This window comes from Pseudomonas sp. SW-3 (assembly GCF_016615645.1).
GTDB lineage: Bacteria > Pseudomonadota > Gammaproteobacteria > Pseudomonadales > Pseudomonadaceae > Aquipseudomonas > Aquipseudomonas mandelii.
The window spans coordinates 2,229,087-2,247,424 of sequence record NZ_CP067098.1 but is presented as its reverse complement, the minus strand read 5'-3'; the positions used below and the strand labels follow the sequence as shown (position 1 = coordinate 2,247,424).

Here is an 18,338-nt window from a genome sequence, read left to right as displayed (position 1 = left end):
GTCAAATGTTGATCGAGCGTTTCCCACGAACCGACATACCGGCGTGCCAGAGTGGTTCACGCATTTTCGGCCGAACAAACGGCCAGAGTTTTAAAAAACGGAGGGCATCCATTGCCCTCCCCTCCGATGTCCACGCTCCCTGCGACATTGTTGATCAGAACCTCAAGTGGCCAGAATGAAGTCTGCGGCAGTGACGGTTGTTGCATCGGCCACACCGACCAGGCGGATGGATTCAGGCCCTGCGGAGCTGATCAAGGTATCCGCACCGATATCGGTGATGATAACGATGCCGGCAAAGGTCGCAGCAGTGACGCCGAACGCGGAAATATCGAGCCGGTCCTGGCCTCCCACCGCGTCGGCATCGAAGCCGATGATCTGATCGGCCCCGAAGCCCGCTGCGAACATGAAGATATCGTTGCCACTGCTGGCAACCATCATGTCGTTACCGGCACCGCCAGTGACCGTATCGTTGCCAATTCCGCCATCGATAAAGTCAATGCCGGTTCCACCCAACAATATGTCGTTAGCGTCACCACCGAGCAGCGTGTCGTTGCCTGATCCACCATTCAAGACATCCGCCCCATCACCGCCGTCGAGGCTGTCATCGCCATTGCCGCCGTTCAGGGTATCGGTGCCAATGCCACCGAACAGTTGGTCGTTGCCGTCGTTACCATTGAGGGTGTCATTACCCGCTCCGGCGGTGATGACGTTGTTCAACCCGTTGCCATTGCCGACGAAGTTGCCGACTCCGGTGTAGGTCAGATTCTCGACATTAGCGCCCAGCGTGTAGCTGGCCAGCGAGGTCTGCACGGTGTCCGTACCGCCACCTAACACCTCGACCACCACGTCCAAGGCTGCGTCGACGACATAGGTATCGTTGCCGGCGCCCCCCACCAACCGGTCAGCACCTGCACCGCCATTGAGGAGGTCACTACCCACCCCGCCGGTGATGATGTTGGCTAGCGCGTTACCGGTACCGGTGAAGTTTGCGGTTCCCGTATAGGTCAGGTTCTCGACGTTGGCACCGAGCTGGTAGCTCGTCAGACTGGTTCGCACCAGATCGGTACCACCACCCAGCGCCTCGGTGACAAGGTCACCGACGTTGTCGACCACAAACGTGTCGTTGCCGGCACCGCCGTTCATGGTATCCGCGCCGAGCCCACCGTTGAGGGTGTCGGTGCCGTCCTCGCCATTGAGGACGTCGTTGTCGTCTCCGCCGTTGAGGATGTCGTTGCCCGTGCCGCCAAACAACTGGTCGATACCGGCCAGGCCATTCAGCGTATCGCTCCCGCCCAGGCCAATCAGCACATCGTTACCCGCAGTGCCGGTGAGGGTGTTCGCAAACGCATTGCCCTGCAGGACCACGCCACTCAGTACAGTTACTGCCGCCGTCGCCGCAGAGGTCACCGACTCCAGCGTGCCGAAGCCATCGGTGTAGCGCACGATCACTCGCAGTTGCAGATTGCCTTGCGCCGCACCCGGGGTGAAGGTCGCAGCAGTCGCACCGTTGATGTCAGTGAAGGACACACCGACACCTTGCTGCCACTGGAAGCTGAAGGTGCCCAGCCCATCCGCATCGACAATCTCGCCCGTCAGCGCGGTTAGCACCTGCCCTTGATTCGGTGTCGTATCGCTGATCAGCAATGCGCCTGTCGGTGCATCATTGGCGTTGGCCACCGGCCCCAGGGTGTTGGATGAAACGCTTTCGGCCGCACCGAAGTCATCCACGTAACCGATGACCACGCGCACTGCCTGTCCGACCTGAGCCTGGCCAAGCGCGAACGTGCTACCGGTAGCGCCGTTGATGTCGACGAAGCCAGACCCGTTGTTCGCCTGCCATTGGTAGGTGAACTGCGGATTGCTCAAGCCATCGACGTCGATGATGCTCGCCGGGTCAGCGGTCAACACCTGGTTCTGCACGGCAAGCCCGGTTAAGGTTGGCCCTGCAGTCGGTGCATCGTTGACGTTTTCCACCGGCCCCAGGATGTTGGACGAAACGCTTTCGGCCACACCGAAAGCATCTACGTAACCGATGACCACGCGCACTTCCTGATCGACCTGAGCCTGGCCAAGCGCGAACGTGCTACCGGTAGCGCCGGCGATGTTGACGAAGCCAAGCCCGTCGTTCGCCTGCCACTGATAGGTGAACTGCGGATTGCTCAGGCCATCGAGGTCGATGATGCTCGACGGGTCAGCGGTCAACAGCTGGTTCTGCACGGCAAGCCCGGTAACGGTCGGCCCTTCGGTCGGTGTGCTGTTCCCGGACGAATCGACGATCTCCAGCGTGCCCTTCGCATCCTGGTACACCGCCCGGACGCGGATGTTCAGACCTGCCACATCGTCCGTCACCCGGTAGGTGGTGCCGATCGCCCGCGTTGCCTCGCCCGCAGCGAGGGAGGTGATGTCATCATAAACGCCCGTGCCGGCAATGGTTTCGACCTGCCAGTAGTAAGCCACCCCGCCAGTCACCGCACCGGTCGGGTTGGTCCCGCTTTGGTTGTCCGCGTCGTGTACCGCCCGATCACTGACTCGCAGCAACTGGCCGGCGACAGGCGTTTCGTCACGCACACCGGTTGCAGCATCGAGGATTGCCAGATGACCCGATGGGTCGTTGTTTTGAGCGGTGCCCACTCCGGACGATTGCGCCACGTCAGCGAACTGCAGACGCTCGATGCCTGTCAGGCGATCGACGCCATCACGCCCCGCCACCGAGTCGGTCACGATGACAGTGTCGCCATCGATCTCGATGCCGTATTCCCCCAAATTACCGGAGAACAATGCAGTGTCGTAGCTGTCATTGCCGGTCAGAATCTCCCGCACGATGACCAACTGGCCCGGGTTGTAAGTACCGTTCAACATAAACGGCACCAGCGGCTCCATGCTGTCGAACGTGGCGATTTCCTCGCCAGTACCATCGACATTTTCCCGCACGCTTATACGCACGTTCAGCCACTTGTCACCATCGATGATGTCGTCACCACCGCGACCTTCGATCAGGTCGCTGCCGCTGCCGCCGAGGATGATGTTGCCGCCGTCGAAGAACGTTGCTCCGGCGGGCAGAAGATCAACCAGGCCGTCGATCAGGTTGATGTTGGTCAGCACACTGCCAGTTGCTCCGGCGCCGGGCAGTGTTGTGGCATCTTCGTTATCACCGCGCAGGTAGTCCCCGTGTGATGAACCCGACAAACCTTCCATGATGTCGAACCGCACCAGCGCCGAAGCCCCCGAACCCGGCACCGGCGGAACATCGAAAAAGCGATCGGTGAAGTCGATGGTCACGCCCTGGGCGAGCCCCTTGAAGGTTGCCCAGTCATAGCCGGAGCCACCGATATAGCGGTCACCCAGGCCGAGACTGCCGACCATGATGTCGTCGCCGCCCTCGCCGTTGAACTTGTCGTTTTCGCTAGCGCCGATGAACACATCGTGGCCGATTATCGGGTCGTTGCCGAGCGGGTCGAAGTTGTCGCCAGGTGCACCGTCCGACGTGCCCTTCTCGATCCAGTCGTCGCCTTCGTTACCCATGTCCTGTTCGTTGGCTTTGCTGCCCAGAATGAAGTCGTTGCCGTGGCCACCAATAGCCTCGGAGGCGTCCTCTCCGGTCACGATGAAGTCATTGCCGAACCCGCCGATGATCAGGTTGACGCCATTGCCACCGTGCAGCACGTCGTTGCCGTCGCCCCCCTGGATGTTATCGTCGCCGCCGCGGTCAGTGATGATGTCGTCGCCGGCGCCACCGCGCAGTTGGTCGTTGCCGTCACCGCCTTCGATGACATCGTTGCCGCCGTCACCCCAGACCGTGTCATCGCCTTCACTGGCGATGAGGATGTCGGCATTGTTGGTGCCGCCCAGCACGATGTGCTGATCACCCGTGTACTTGATGTAGTTGGTGTCCGGTCCTGCGGTCAGCGGGTTGTCGCGGAACACCACCTGCTCGCCGTTCTCGCCAAGCGGATCAGCGTTGCCCAGGCCATCGTTGTACTGCTTGCTCTGGTCCCTTTCCAGATAGAAACCAGGGTCCGAGAACACCAGGCCCGGCAAGTGCGTAGCCGAGGTGTTGGCCATGATCAGCTTGGCGAACGAATTGCTTTCCAGTTCGGCATTCATCGACAGGCCAGCCGTACGCTCCAGATAGTAGAAGCGGTCACCGTCCTGCAGTTTTTCCAGCTGGTTCTCGAACACGAAGTTGAAGGTCGAGCCGAGCATGCCGCCGAACGGGGTTTTCTCTTCGGCCAGGCCGCCGATCCAGAGATCGATGGCATCTACGCCCGTGATCGTCACTCCCTTCAGATCGTCGGCAGTCCCCATCACCCCATCTTTGCCGGCCAGCGTGACGTTGGCCCAGGTACCGGTTCCGTTGAGGAAGTCCAAGCGGTCAGCCGGCGCATCATCACCACCAAATACCAGCGCCATGGCTGCAGCGCGTTTGGCTTCCAGTGTGGTCGCCTCCGTGATCGTGCTATGCGTGCCATAGGCCGCGATGAAGTTGATCAACGACTCTGGATGCTTGAGGTGCTGCACCAGGTCGACCCAGCTGATGTAAGGCTTGAGTTGGGTATCACCGGTTTGGCTGTAGATGTCGCGGCGGACCGCATTGAGCGAAGGAATCCCCACGTCGCGGCCACGGGCAATGTTGATCGCCGGCAGGTCGAGCGGCAGGCCGAGCAGGTTGTTGCGCAGCGCCTCGGTGACGAACTCGTCGATTTCGTTACCGGCTTGCCGAGTCATCCCACGCACGATCGCACTGGTCGCATCTTCGGGCGTCACGCCACTGGCGGCATACGCCAACGGGTTGAGGAACGCCGCGATCAGACCGAGTTGCTGATCAGGATCAGCGCTGTTCGGATCGCCGATCACGTTGAAGTCGACGTCGAAGCGATCGACGGTCTCGGTCAGCATCGAGTGGCCAAACCGGTACACGGTATGGGCGAACTCGGCGACGATCGAGGCATCGAGGTCAACGTCATAGACCTGGGTCGGTGCAAAGAACAGGTCAACGTTGGGCTGGATGGTCCGCGCAAACTCCTCGAACACCAGGTGCTGATACTGCATCTCGGTGCCGAACTTGGCAGCCTGGAACAAGCGCTCGCCATTCCACACAAGCGCATCGATCTCAGCCTGGTTGGCGGGCAAAGCGCCCACAGGAGTGAGCAGCCACTCGTTGAGGAAGGCTACGTCACCCGAATCAAGCACGGTGTCCTTGGTCTGCGCGACCAGCCGATTGTGCTCGGAGTGGAAGATCGCATGCACCGCGGTCAGGCCGATGTTCTCGTTGACCCGGCCGTCGCCAGCGATGTAATGCGCATCGAGCAACTCGTTGTCGTAGGCCAGGTTGGCCCCGGTCTGCGGATTGAACGGCACTGCGTTGCCAGTATCCGAATCCGCGTCAGGCACGAGCACGCCACCGCTGAACACCGGCGCTGCATTGTGGGCAATGTCGGCGAGGAACTGGTGACCGGTACGCACAGCGTTGGTCAGGCTAATGGGGTCAAGCGGATTGCCTTCGACAAGGACGTCATCAGCCGTGCCACCAAGACCGTCAGCGCCCTTCATCACGACCATCGGGAAGCCGTTCGGCCCCTTGATGAAATTGCCATAAGCGTCGGTCGCCAACAGCGGGGAGTTGTCGACGTCGGCGTCGGTAAGGCGAATACCCAGAATGTCGTTGGCCTGCGCCTTGACCACTTTCCAGGTCGCCATACCACCGATTTCGGTGTCGTCTGCGGTACCAAACTTGCCATCCGCCCCCAGGTCACGGTTAGTGATCAATCTGCCGGTCGCGATGGGGCCGTTGTCGGTCAGCTCATAACCGCGCAGGAAAACCTGGTGTGATGGGTGCGAGCTGTAGGTCTGGTTTTGATCCACGAATGGCGACGTGGTGTTGGTGTGCTCATGGATGTCGTCGGCCGTGCCGAGAACGCCATCCGCCCCGGGCAGGTTGGTCGCGCGGGTCAGCACCATGAAGTTGGTGTTGCCACCGGGCACATACAGCGGATCATCCGGTTGCAGCGGGATGAAGATCGTGCCCGAACCGCCTTTGGTCACCAGGTCCAGACCGTGATCGAAGAACTGCCCGAAGAAGGTCATCCAGGCGTTGAACGGCGCGGACAACCCTGCGTCCGACGCGGTGTTCTCGAACAGGTACACATCATGGTCGTCGGCAGTACCGAACTGACCATCCATGCCGGGGCTGGCGACTATTCGAGTGCCATCCTTGAGCACGTCGTCGTTCCCCTCTGCGCCGAAGTTGAGCACACCGTCCGCACCCGGGTCGTAAGCAGTGGCATAGGCCGCCGGGTTGTTCGACGTCTGGTCGACGATCAGATTACTGATCGTGCGCGGCTGCGAGTCAAACACAAAGCCGCTGTTCTGCTGATACGACGATCCCGGAATGGCCGGCGAGCCGGGGCCGAAGAAGCCGGCAGGAGCACCTTCCGCCGGATTGAAGACCGGATCGGTCAAGCGCGGGAAGGTGTTATCCGCGGCACCAAACTCGGTGTTGTTGATGCCGTTGAGGTTCATCAGGTTGTTGTTCGAGCCGTCGACCGCACGCAGGCCCAACGGCGCGCGGATATTCGGGATCAGCGAGAGGATGTCCTGACCGGCCGCATCAGCCTCGGCAATCTTGATCTGATCAAGGATGAAGTTGAGGTCGGAGCGGACCATGTTAAGGCCCTCGCCCCCCGCAGTGGCATTGACTACCGGTGTCTGCGCCGTCGGCACAACCGGCTCGCCGGGAGCCACCACATCAGTCGGTTGCGAGAACACCACTTCAGTCGTGCCGTGACCATCCTGGTAGATCGCTTTGACCCGCAGTGCCAGCCCGGCAAGATCCGGCGAGACCTTGAACGTGGTGCCGTCGGCACTTTGGAACGCCAGGTCACCCGCTGGCAGCTGGATGATGTCTTCGAACACGCCGGTGCCGGGGTCGGCTTCGAACTGCCAATAGTAGGACACCGAGGCATTGTTGACGAAACCCTGCGGGTTACCCACCGTGATGTTGTCGGAATCGCGCACTCCGGCCATGCTCACCGTCAATGTGTCGCCCACTGTGATCGCGCCGCCGTTTCCATCCGCGACGGTCGGTCTGCCCAACGGTTGTGCGTTCAGATCCGGCACCAGCACTTGCTGGGTATCGGCGAACTGCAGGCGTTCGATATGCAGCAAGGTATCGGTGCCGTCGCGACCCGCTTCGGTATCGGTCACTGTCCAGACATCGTCCGCCACATTGGCCGTGCCTCGGGTGTCACGCGTCACCACATACTCAGACTGAAGGCCGGAGAAAACGGCAGTGTCGAAAGCCGCCCCGCCTGTCGAAGTGCCGGGCAGGATTTCCCGCACGGCCTTGAGCTGACCTGGGTTATAGGTGCCGTCGATCATGAACGGAATCATGTCGACCATGCTGTCGAAGGTGGCGATTTCAGGGCCGGTATGGTTGACGTCGTTGGGGCCATACACCGCAATTCTGACGTTGATCCATTTATCGCCATCGATCAGGTCATCGCCACCACGCCCCTCGATCAGGTCACTGCCATTGCCACCGAGGATGATATTGCCCGTGGCAAAACCAGTGGTCGGCAAGCCGGCATCGGCCAGGAATTGCTCCAGTCCGCGAATCAACGCCACATTGGTCAGCGCACTGCCCGTGGTCCCGCCGTGGTCGGCAATCGTGACCGCATCAACATTATCGCCCTTGAGCACATCGCCAAATTGCGAACCGGACAAGCCTTCGACCTCGGCAAAACGGTCGAGGATCGAGGTCGGCGAGGCACCGACCGGATTGAACGGCCCGTTGTTCTGGTTTGGCGCGTTGCCGTGTGGTTGCGCCAGCGTGGCCATGGTCAGGTCAACGGTCACACCGACCCTGTCATTTTTGTAGGTCACCCAGTCGAAACCGGACATGCCGTCCATATTGTCCTGGGCATCGCTGCCGACGAAGATGTCATCGCCACCCTCGCCGATCATTTCGTCGAAGCCACCACCACCGACAAAGATATCGTTGCCGATCACGTCGTCATTGAGCAACGGCGAGGCGTTATCGCCTGGCGCACCGTCCTGGGTACCGCTCTCGATCCAGTCATCACCTTCGTTGCCCGTAGCTGGCAGGTTGGTCTTGGCCCCGAGGATGAAATCGTCACCCTGACCGCCGAAGGTGGTGCTGATGTCTTCGGTGGTGATGATGAAGTCCTGGCCATCGCCCCCCAGGATCAGGTTGCCGCCAACCAGCATGCTACCGGCGACGATCACATCGTTACCGGCATTACCTTCCAGACGGTTGTCACCGAACGAGTCGGTGATGATGTCATCGCCCGCGCCGCCCAGTACCGCATCGTTGCCGGCGCCGCCTTCGAGGCGGTCGTTGCCACCGTCGCCGTAAAGGGTGTCATCGCCCTCACCGGAGACGATGATGTCATTGCCAGCGGTGCCACCCAGGACGACATGGTCTTCGCCGGTATATTGCAGATAATTACTGTCCGCCCCCACGGTGTCGGGGTTATCGCGGATCACCAGCGGCACGATTTCCACACCGTTGATCATGAGGCCGCCAGTTGGATCGGCGCTGCCCGCGCCAAGGCCAGTGAACTGATTGGCCTGATTCACTTCCAGGGTGTAAGTAGGCGTCAGGAACACGGTGTTCGACAGGTGTGTGACATCGGTGTTGAGCATGATCAGCTTGGCAAAGGAGTTGTTTTCCAACTCGGTGCCGAAGTTCAGGCCCGCGGTACGTGACAGATAGTAGAAGCGGTCGCCGTCCTGCAACGCCTCCATCTGGGTCTCAAACACGAAGTTGAACGACGAACCGAGCATACCGCCGAACGGCATCTTCTGCTCGGCGAGGCCACCGACCCAGAAGTCGATATCGTCGACGCCCGTGATCGTTACACCCGCCACATCGTCGGCAGTACCCAGCAGCCCATCCTTGCCGGCCAGCGTTACGTTGCCATAGGCACCGGTACTGTTGAGGAAGTCCAGGCGGTCAGCCGGCGCATCATCACCACCGAATACCAGCGCCAGGGCTGCAGCGCGTTTGTCTGCCAGCGTGGTCGCCGCCGTAATCGTTTCATGCGTGCCATAGGCTGCGATGAAGTTGACCAACGACTCGGGGTGTTTGAGGTTGTCCGCGAAGTCTGCCCAACTGATGTACGGCTTGAGTTGGCTGTCGCCGGTTGATGAGTAGAACTCACGCCGCGCCTCATTCAAGGTCGGGATACCCGTGTCGCGACCACGCGCCAGATTCAAGGCCGGCAAATCGAGGGGCAGACCGAGCAGATTGTTGCGCAACGCTTCGGTGACGAACTCGTCGATCTCGTTGCCGACCTGACGGGTCACACCGCGAATGATCGCCCCTGCCGCTTCGTCTGCAGTAGCGCCACTGCCGGCGAACGCCAGCGGATTGAGGAAGGCCGCGATCAGACCCATTTGCGAGTCCGGGTTGTTCGGGTCAGTGAGCAGCGGATTGAACTCGGGGTCGAAACGATCGACGGTCTCGGTCAACATCGAGTGACCGAAGCGATACACCACATGGGCGAACTCGGCGAGGATGGCCGGGTTGATCGAGGTGTCATACCCGTTGGGGGCAAGGAATGCGTCAACCTGCGGCTGAATGGTCCGCGCGAACTCTTCGAAGACGAGGTGCTGGTACTGCATCTCGGTGCCGAACTTGGCGGCCTGGAACAGGCGTTCGCCGTCCCACACCAAGGCTGATATTTCGGCGAGTGTCGTAGGCATTGCGGCGACGTCGTCCACCAGCCACTCATTGAGAAACGCCAGATCGCCGGCGGCCAGGATGGTTTGCTTGGATTGCTGGACCAGGCGGTTGTGCTCGGAGTGGAACACATGGTGCACGGCGGTCAGGCCAATGTTTTCGTTCGCCCGGCCGTCGCCGGCAATGTAGTGGGCGTCGAGCAGTTCGTTGTCATAGGTCAGGTTGTTGCCGCCCGCACCCACGGGCTGCGCATTGCCGACATCGGCGTCGGCATCCGCTTGCAGAACCCCACCGACGGCGACCGGCGCGGCATTGTGGGCGATGTCGTCGAGGAAACCATGTCCGGTGCTTACGGCGTTGGCCAGACTGATCGGCGCATCCCGGTTGCCTTCGACCAGTTGCGTGACGTCATCAGCCGTCCCGGCAATACCGTCGGTACCGTTACTGGTGCGCATCACCACCTGCGGCATACCGTTCGGCCCCCGGATGAAGCTGCCATAGGCATCAGTCGCGAGCAACGGCACGTTGTGCACATCGAGGTCGGTCAGGTTGATGCCGAGAATGTCACGGGCCTGGGCTTTTACCACTGCCCAGGTCGCCATGCCGCCGCTTTCGCCGTCGCCATCATCGGCCGTGCCGAATTTGCCATCAGCGCCGAGATCGCGGTTGGTAATCAAGCGCCCCGTTGCAATAGGGTCACCGGCCGCGTTGAGGACGTACTCACGCAGGAACACCTGGTGCGACGGGTGCGAGCTGTATGTTTGGCTCTGGTCTACGAACGGTGAGGTGGTGTTGGGCTGACCATCATCGGAAGTGCCGACAATTCCGTCCGCGCCGGCCGTACGCACTGCACGTGGCAGCACCATGAAGTTGGTCGGGCTGCCCGGCACAAACAACGGATCGTCCGGCTGCAGCGGAATAAACACAACGTCGGTACTGCTCTTGCTGAGCAGATCAAGGCCGTGGTCGAAGAACTGGCCGAAGAAGGTCATCCACGAGTTGAAGCCGGCGGTCAGGCCGGCGTCCGGCGACTCGTTGGGGATGAAGAATACTTCCTTGTCGTCGGCCGTGCCGAACACGCCATCCAGACCGGGGCTGATCACTGGGTCAGCACCACCGTTCGCAGCGACAGCGGCCGGGTTGTTGGCGGTCTGGTCGTTGATCAGGTTACTGATAATCCGTGGCTGCGGATCGACCACCGTCCCTGTCCCGGCGTACGACGCACGATACGAAGCGTCAAGCAGGCGCAGGAAGGAATTGTCCGCAGCGCCAAATTCGCTTTGTCCGGCGACCAGGTTGTTGTAGCTGCCATCGACGGTTCGCAGGCCGTATGGCACCTGACTGTTGGGTAGCAAATCACTGAGGCTGGCGCCGTCGGCATGCGCTTCTGCGATGAAGATTTGCTTGAGAATGAACTCCAGGTCCGACTTGTTGAAATTGGCCATTTCGATTGCCCTCGATCTATATGGGAAAGGCTCGGGACGAATAAATCCTCCCGCGCCAAGTCACGTGCTGGCTTGCGCAGTTCGTTGGTTCAGTGTTTGGCGAGAGCAGGCGTGGGGCAGGCAAAGCCGTCCCCTGCGCCGGTGAATGCGCGCCTGGAATTCGCTGGATGAAATTGCTCGCTGAGCGTTTAGGCAGAGCGATTCCGAGCCACTGGTGGGCCATGGAATCGGGAAGTCGAAGCGAACTTCCTGAACAGCTCCGTCACGGTGCAACAGAACAAAATGATCGACATGCCGTGCTCCTTCAGGACCACCGTGCCCTGCACTTTCGAAGCGATGGCAAGATTCAGACGGGCGCCCTTGAACATGACTAAAGTTCTATAGCAATGCGCTGTCAATATTACGACGTAAAAAAATATCATCGTCATTGGGCATGCCAACTTACTGTTATTAAACGACATATAAATATTCATACGAACTACTAGAGCGAAATGTTATTTCAAACTGTATCGCTAGAGAGACAAACGCCACCTACGCTGCTGCATGTGAACATAAAAATTTACGGAACTTTTCCAGGAACGCTATGGCTTGTGTCCGCGAGAAGCATTCGCAACTACATCTATGGTTTTTCACACATTTTCCTTGCTGCTTTTTGCCGCAAGCACACCCGGCTTTTCGGTGAGGGTCTATCAAATGCACAAGCTCTCAAGTACCCGATCCGAACTGGCCGACGCGCTCTTTCGACTTCGCCGCAGTTTTTACTCGTTGGCCGGATTCAGCGGCGTCATCAACGTCATGATGTTGACGCCAGCTATTTATATGCTGCAGGTCTACGATCGGGCCTTGGTCAGTCGTAACGTCACAACATTGACGATGCTGACCTTCCTGGTGATAGGCCTGTTCTTGCTAATGGCCACGCTGGAAATGTTCCGCACCCGCGTGCTGATCCGAGTCGGCAACTGCCTCGACATGGACCTCAATCGACGCATTTTCACCGCAGCATTCGAGCGCAACCTGAGTCGCGCCGGAGGCAATCCGGCCCAGGCCCTGCAAGATCTCGCACAGGTGCGTCAATTTCTCACCGGCAATGGTCTGTTCGCATTCTTTGATGCGCCTTGGACCCCCATCTACCTGCTGGTCGCCTATTTGATCCACCCGCTGCTCGGACTGGTCACGCTGATCGGCTCGCTGATTCTGGTGGGCCTGGCTTATCTCACCGAGAAGGCAACGCAAAAGCCACTGGCCGAAGCCAATCAGGCTGCCCTCACCTCCGCCAGCTACGCCAACAACAACCTGCGCAACGCCGAGGTTATCGAGGCCATGGGCATGCTGCCTTCGATCGGCAAGCGCTGGTACCAAAGCCATTTGCACATTCTGGAAATGCAGACCCTGGCTTCCGACCGTGCTGCCCTGATCAGCAGTACCGGGCGCTTCGTGCGCATCACTTTGCAATCGCTGATCCTCGGCGCCGGCGCGTTGCTGGCGATCGAAGGCAAGATCACCCCGGGGATGATGATTGCTTGCTCGATCCTCACCGGCCGCGCGCTGGCCCCGGTTGAACAAGTCATCGCGTCGTGGAAGCAATTGCTTGGCTGCCGTTCGGCCTGGGCCCGGTTGAACGAGATGCTGAACGACTATCCTCGCCGGCCACCGAGCATGTCGCTGCAGCGGCCGCTGGGCATGCTGGCGGTGGAGAATGTGTATGCCGGTGCGCCCGGCACCAGCAACACGATTCTGCGCGGAGTGAGCTTCAACCTTTCCCCCGGCGAAAGCCTTGGCATTATCGGTCCATCCGCCTCGGGCAAATCCACCCTCGCTCGTCTGTTGGTTGGCGTTTGGCCGGCGCAGGCCGGCAAGGTGCGCCTGGACGGCGCGGACATATTCACCTGGAACAAGGGCGAACTTGGCCCCTGGCTCGGTTACCTGCCACAGGACGTGGAGCTGTTCGAGGGCACCATCGCCGACAACATTGCGCGCTTTGGCGAAGTGGACAGCGATGCGGTCATACGCGCCGCCAGGACGACTGGAGTGCACGAGATGATCCTGCGTTTGGCGCAGGGTTATGAGACCCGTCTGGGCACCGATGGCAGCCCGCTGTCCGGAGGCCAGAAGCAACGCATCGCCTTGGCTCGCGCGCTGTATGGAGAACCCAATCTGATTGTGCTGGACGAGCCGAACGCCAACCTCGACGACGTCGGTGAAAAGGGCTTGGTCGAGGCGCTGGCTCAACTGAAAAACCGCGGCGCCACCGTCATTCTGATTTCCCACCGTCCCAATGTGCTCTGCGCCGTCGATAAGGTGCTGATGCTGCGCGACGGCGGTGTGCAGATGCTCGGTACTCGCGACGAAGTATTTGCAGCGCTGCGCAAGGCCAGTGTGATGCCTGCAGGCGCATCGACTCCGCTGGCCTCCGTCAAATCACGGGAGTGACCGATCATGCAAATGAGCCAACACACCGAGATGATTCTCGCCGATCCCAGGAACGTGGTGGATCTGGACGTCGGTAAACCCGTGCGCTGGGGCATGTTGCTGATGCTCGCCGGCTTCGGTGGCTTCCTCCTGTGGTCCTGGCTGGCGCCACTGGATGCCGGCGTGGTCGCGACTGGCACGGTCAAAGTCACCAGCAATCGTAAAGCCGTGCAGCATCTGACCGGCGGCACTGTGGAGGCCATTCTTGTTCGCGAAGGTGATGCAGTGAAAAAAGGCCAGGAGCTGGTCCGCCTCGACTCGCTGCGCGCCGCCTCCGAACAGGGTGCGGTCAGCGCCCAGTACATCGTCAGCAAGACGGTGGAAAACCGTCTGGAAGCGGAACGCGACGGCCGCGACGTGGTGAACTACGACCCTGAACTGCTCAAGCGCTTCGGGAATGACCACCGCCTGGTGGCCGCCATGAATCTGCAACAACGCCTGCTGGACACCCGACGCGCCGGCCTCGCTGGCGAAATCAGCATCCTTCAGGAAAACCTCGCGGCGTCGGCGGTGCAGCTCAAGGGCCTGCAGCAGGTCTATGGCGCCCGCGCCTCGCAGATCGACTTCCTCAACCAGGAACTAAAAGGTACCCGCGTGCTGGCGGCCGAAGGCTATGTGCCACGCAACCGCCTGCTTGAGCTGGAACGCAGCAATTCCGACCTCTCCGCCGGCCAGGCCGAAAACCTCAACAACATCGCCCGCATACGCAGCCAGACCACCGAAATCAAGCTGCGCATCCTTCAGCGCCAGCACGATTACCAGAAGGAAGTCGAATCGCAGCTCACCGACACCGCCAAGGAAAATACCACCCTGGCCGACCGCTTGCGTGCGCTGGACTATGAAGTGACCCACACGGTGATTCGCTCGCCGATCGATGGCATCGTCCATTCACTGAGCATTGCGACCATCGGCGGGATCATTCAGCCCGGCTTCAAAATCATGGAAATCGTTCCGGACAATGAACCGCTGCAGGTTGACGCGATGATTCCGGTACAGGCGATCGACAAGATGGTCCCCGGCCTGGCCGTGGACATTGCGTTTCCGGCCTTCAACCATGCCCAGACGCCCAACATCCCTGGCCGTGTGAAGACAGTCTCCGCCGACCGCCTGCTCGACGAGGAAAGCAAGCAACCGTTCTATCTGGCACAGGTAGAAGTCACTCCCGATGGCATGAGCCAGCTTGGCAGCAATCACATTCGTCCCGGTATGCCCGCCAGCGTCACCATCAAGACCGGCGAGCGCAACTTGATGAGCTATCTTCTCAAACCAATGCTCGAGCGTGTCGACAGCTCGTTCAAGGAACAATGAAATGGACCGTCATTGCCTGATCTTTTGCCTGCTTGCGCTGTCCTTCCCGGTTGGCGCCATGGACCTCAAGCAAGCCTGGGATCTGTTGCAGTACCAAGGCCCCGTCTATCGCGCCGCCGTACATGAAAAAGAGGCCGGCCTGGAAAACCGCGCCATTGGCCAGGCCGGCCTGCTACCGCAGATCAGTGCCTCGGCCTACGACAACAAGGTCAATGGCACCCAGCGCCAGAGCGGCATCGAAAGGGATCTCGACTACGACTCCAAGGGCGCTAACGTGCGCTTGCGCCAGCCGCTGTTCAACAAACAGAAAATGGCCGAGTTCCGCCAGGGTAAACAGCGTGCCGACTACAGCGTCGCGGTATTCGATGCCAAGAGTCAGGACGCCGCAGTGCGCCTGGCCGAAAGCTATTTCGACGTGCTCCTGGCCAGCGAAACCATCATCCTTGCCAAAGCCAAGTTAAGCGCCTTTGACGAGCAACTCGCTTCGGCTAAACGACGCATGGAGTTGGGGGCCGGTACCGTCACCGACATCGACGAGTCGATCGCTCGCCGCGACCTCGCCGCGGTTGAGCTGATCGAAGCGCAGGACAACCTGGTCAACGCGCGCCGCAAGCTTGAGGAATACATCGGAGAATCCCCCGAATCCCTGACCACCTTGCGTCCGACCTTCAATACGCCACCGCTGCTACCGAGCAACCTGCAGGACTGGTTAATCAAGGCTCAGACTGACAGCCCGCTGATCCATGCGCGCCGTCATAGCAGCGACCTCGCTGAAGAAGAAGTGAAGCGCGCCAGGGCTGGTCACTGGCCGACACTTGATTTCGTTGCCGGCTACACCGCGGGCGATAGCCAATCAATCTCCGAGCTGAATCAACGCAACCGCTACGCCTCAATCGGGCTGGAGGCAAACTTCCCGTTGTACAACGGTGGTGGCACTAGCGCGTTGACGCGCCAGGCGAGCGCCAATAGCTATAAGGCCCTGGACGAACTCGACGCTACGCGCCAGGAAGTCATCTCCGGTACCACCCGTGAGTATCGCGGCGTAGAGAGCGGCGCCCAACGTATTCGCGCGCTGGAGAGAGCAGTGGAGTCCAACGAACGCTCACTGACTTCGACACGCAAAGGCTTCAAAGAAGGCGGCACCAGCACCAACTCGGACGTTCTCAATGCCGAAGAGCTGCTCTTCGATGCGCGCCACGATTTGTTCGAGGCCAAGCTGCGCTACTTGATGTCGCGCCTGCGCCTGGCCTCTTCGGTGGGCAGTCTGGGCGACGACGATATTGACCACATCAACGACTACCTCGGCCCGGAACTGTTGGTCACCAACTGACGTTCACCTGCGCAGCACTTTTTGAGCAGAGGGTGCGGCAGCGATCTTTATCGACAACCAAGAGTGCCCACACCTGTCCTTAAAATACAAAACGCCCGATGCGGTGCATCGGGCGTTCGGGTGAAACAGGCGTAGCCCTGCTTCAAGACTAGACAATTTACATTTTTATCTGGGGTACACGCTAAAACGCCAGTTTATAGCCGATCAACACCAGCATCGTGGCCAGGCAAGGACGTAGCACTTCGTCGGAGATACGACCGGTCAAGTGGCTGCCCAGGTAAATCCCCGGCAGCGAACCCACCAGCAAGTAACCCAGCACCTGCCAATCCATGTTGCCCATGCTGGCATGGCCCAGGCCGGCGACCAGGGTCAATGGCACGGCGTGGGCGATTTCCGTGCCGACTAGGCGGCGTGTCGGCAGCAACGGATAGAGGATGAACAGCGCTACGGTGCCGAGGGCGCCGGCACCGATCGAGGTCAGTGCGACCATGGTGCCCAAGACCAGACCGGTGATGACCGTCAACACATTCAGGCGCGAACCGCTGGGGTTGTAATGGCCGCCAGCCCGTTTGTGGGCGAAGTCGAGCAAGCGTTTTTTGAAGAAAATCGCCAGGGCCGTGGCAAACAGAACGAAGCCGAGGGCCTGTTTGATAACGGAATTCATCGCGTCGGGAGAAGTCTGCAAACTGCTCAGAAACCACAACGTCAGCGCTACTGCCGGCACGCTGCCGAGGGTCAGCCAACCGGTGATCGCCCAGTCGATATTGTTGTTCTTGCGATGAACCAGCACACCGCTGGATTTGGTAATGGCCGCGTACAGCAAGTCGGTGCCCACCGCCGTGGCCGGATTGATACCGAACCACAGCAGAATCGGGGTCATCAAAGACCCACCGCCTACCCCGGTCATGCCGACGATAAAGCCGACGACCAACCCTGCCACCACCAACCCGAAGTTAACGAAATCCATTAACACGCCCGCAATAAAACGCATGGAAAAACTGGACCGCAGCATAGCGATTTTTCTTATAACCAGTTATATCGATGCGAACTATCGTTATTCCACAACTTACTACTTTTCCTATTTACTCAACCCCCCCTGTAGGAGCGAGCCTGCTCGCGATGGCGATGTTTCAGTGACGTGATATTGAATGTGCCAACGCTATCGCGAGCAGGCTCGCTCCTACAGAGGGATCTGCTGTGTCAGTGAGTGCGGTGGGGTTGATTTACTGCACGGGCAGGAAATTCAAAAACAGCAAGCTCTGCGCGTAGTTCAGGCCGATCCGCCGATAACGCTCGTCCAGCATCTGCGTCAGCAGATCCAGCCGCGCGACGATTTTGCCGAACTCCACGGCAAAACTCAGGTTGCTGCCCTCCTCCGAAATTTCGTTGGAGAACAGCAAGGGCTCGCCGTTTTTGTTTTGCCGCTGGCTCAGGATCCAGGTGGCTTTCTCGATGTTGCGGGCGGCGTTATTGACGAAGGTCGGGTTGATAGCATCGGTCATATAGAACTCGAGACGGTTGCCGTGAGCGGTGACCAGCATGCTGCCGATGGCGTAGATGAAGGCGCCGACCCGGTCGCCGAGAAACTCAGGGCTCATGGCGTAGCTCAGCGCCGCGAGGTCCTTCTTGCCACCGAGGGTCGGCAGCGGCTGCTGTTGTTCGATGGCCAGGCGCACTTGTTTACCGGCGGTGCGGGCGTCGAGGAAGCCGGATTTTTTCAACTCGTCCGGGTTACGCAGGTAGAGCTTGCTCATCAGCAAGTAGAGGCTGTCGAGGTTGTCGCGCATCGCCAGGGTCGCCATGCGGTCGACGCTGGTCTGGAGGAATTCCTGGGGCGTGCCTTCGCGGAACTGGTTGACGATGTCGCTACCCTGTTGCTGGCTGCATCCGCTGGCGAAGAGCATCGACAGGCTGGCCAGCAGCAGGCATCGGCGCCGTAGAAGTGAAGCGAAGAAGGGTAAAACTCGAGCCATGGGTGCTTGAACTTGGGCATTGGCCGACGGAGGGGATCGCCGCAGGCTGGCCAAGGATAGAGCCGCCAAAGCTGAAAAAGTGCAGTGCCGATGGTCCGTAAACCCTGGCC

At 60.0% G+C, this 18,338-nt stretch carries 6 protein-coding genes; 3 read left to right on the top strand and 3 right to left on the bottom strand.

All coding sequences use genetic code 11. The features are described 5' to 3' along the window. Window positions 1–162: 162 nt before the first annotated feature. Window positions 163–11,148: a peroxidase family protein gene (locus JIO00_RS09975; protein ID WP_200668096.1), complete on the bottom strand. Its 10,986-nt coding sequence runs from the start codon at window positions 11,146–11,148 to the stop codon at window positions 163–165. Between the two features lie 693 nt (window positions 11,149–11,841). Here JIO00_RS09975 and JIO00_RS09970 point away from each other — a divergent pair. Genes JIO00_RS09970 through JIO00_RS09960 form a run of 3 tightly spaced genes read left to right on the top strand, consistent with a single transcriptional unit; the run spans window position 11,842 to window position 16,255 of the window. Then, the gene (locus JIO00_RS09970; RefSeq protein WP_010458626.1) at window positions 11,842–13,578 is read left to right on the top strand and encodes a type I secretion system permease/ATPase; all 1,737 of its coding nucleotides are present in this window, start codon (window positions 11,842–11,844) and stop codon (window positions 13,576–13,578) included. A 6-nt stretch (window positions 13,579–13,584) separates the two neighbouring features. Beyond that, window positions 13,585–14,925, top strand: a complete 1,341-nt coding sequence (locus JIO00_RS09965) for an HlyD family type I secretion periplasmic adaptor subunit (protein ID WP_077750010.1) — start codon at window positions 13,585–13,587, stop codon at window positions 14,923–14,925. A gap of 1 nt (window position 14,926) precedes the next feature. Next, window positions 14,927–16,255 carry a TolC family outer membrane protein gene (locus JIO00_RS09960; protein WP_077750012.1) on the top strand — a complete coding sequence of 443 codons (1,329 nt, stop codon included), beginning with the start codon at window positions 14,927–14,929 and terminating at the stop codon, window positions 16,253–16,255. Window positions 16,256–16,436: 181 nt separating this feature from the next. On the opposite strand, the gene JIO00_RS09955 is transcribed toward JIO00_RS09960, so the two are convergent. Next, the gene (locus tag JIO00_RS09955; RefSeq protein WP_200668094.1) at window positions 16,437–17,222 is read right to left on the bottom strand and encodes a sulfite exporter TauE/SafE family protein; all 786 of its coding nucleotides are present in this window, start codon (window positions 17,220–17,222) and stop codon (window positions 16,437–16,439) included. A gap of 256 nt (window positions 17,223–17,478) precedes the next feature. Then, window positions 17,479–18,228, bottom strand: a complete 750-nt coding sequence (locus JIO00_RS09950) for a hypothetical protein (protein WP_083377214.1) — start codon at window positions 18,226–18,228, stop codon at window positions 17,479–17,481. Window positions 18,229–18,338 lie beyond the last annotated feature (110 nt).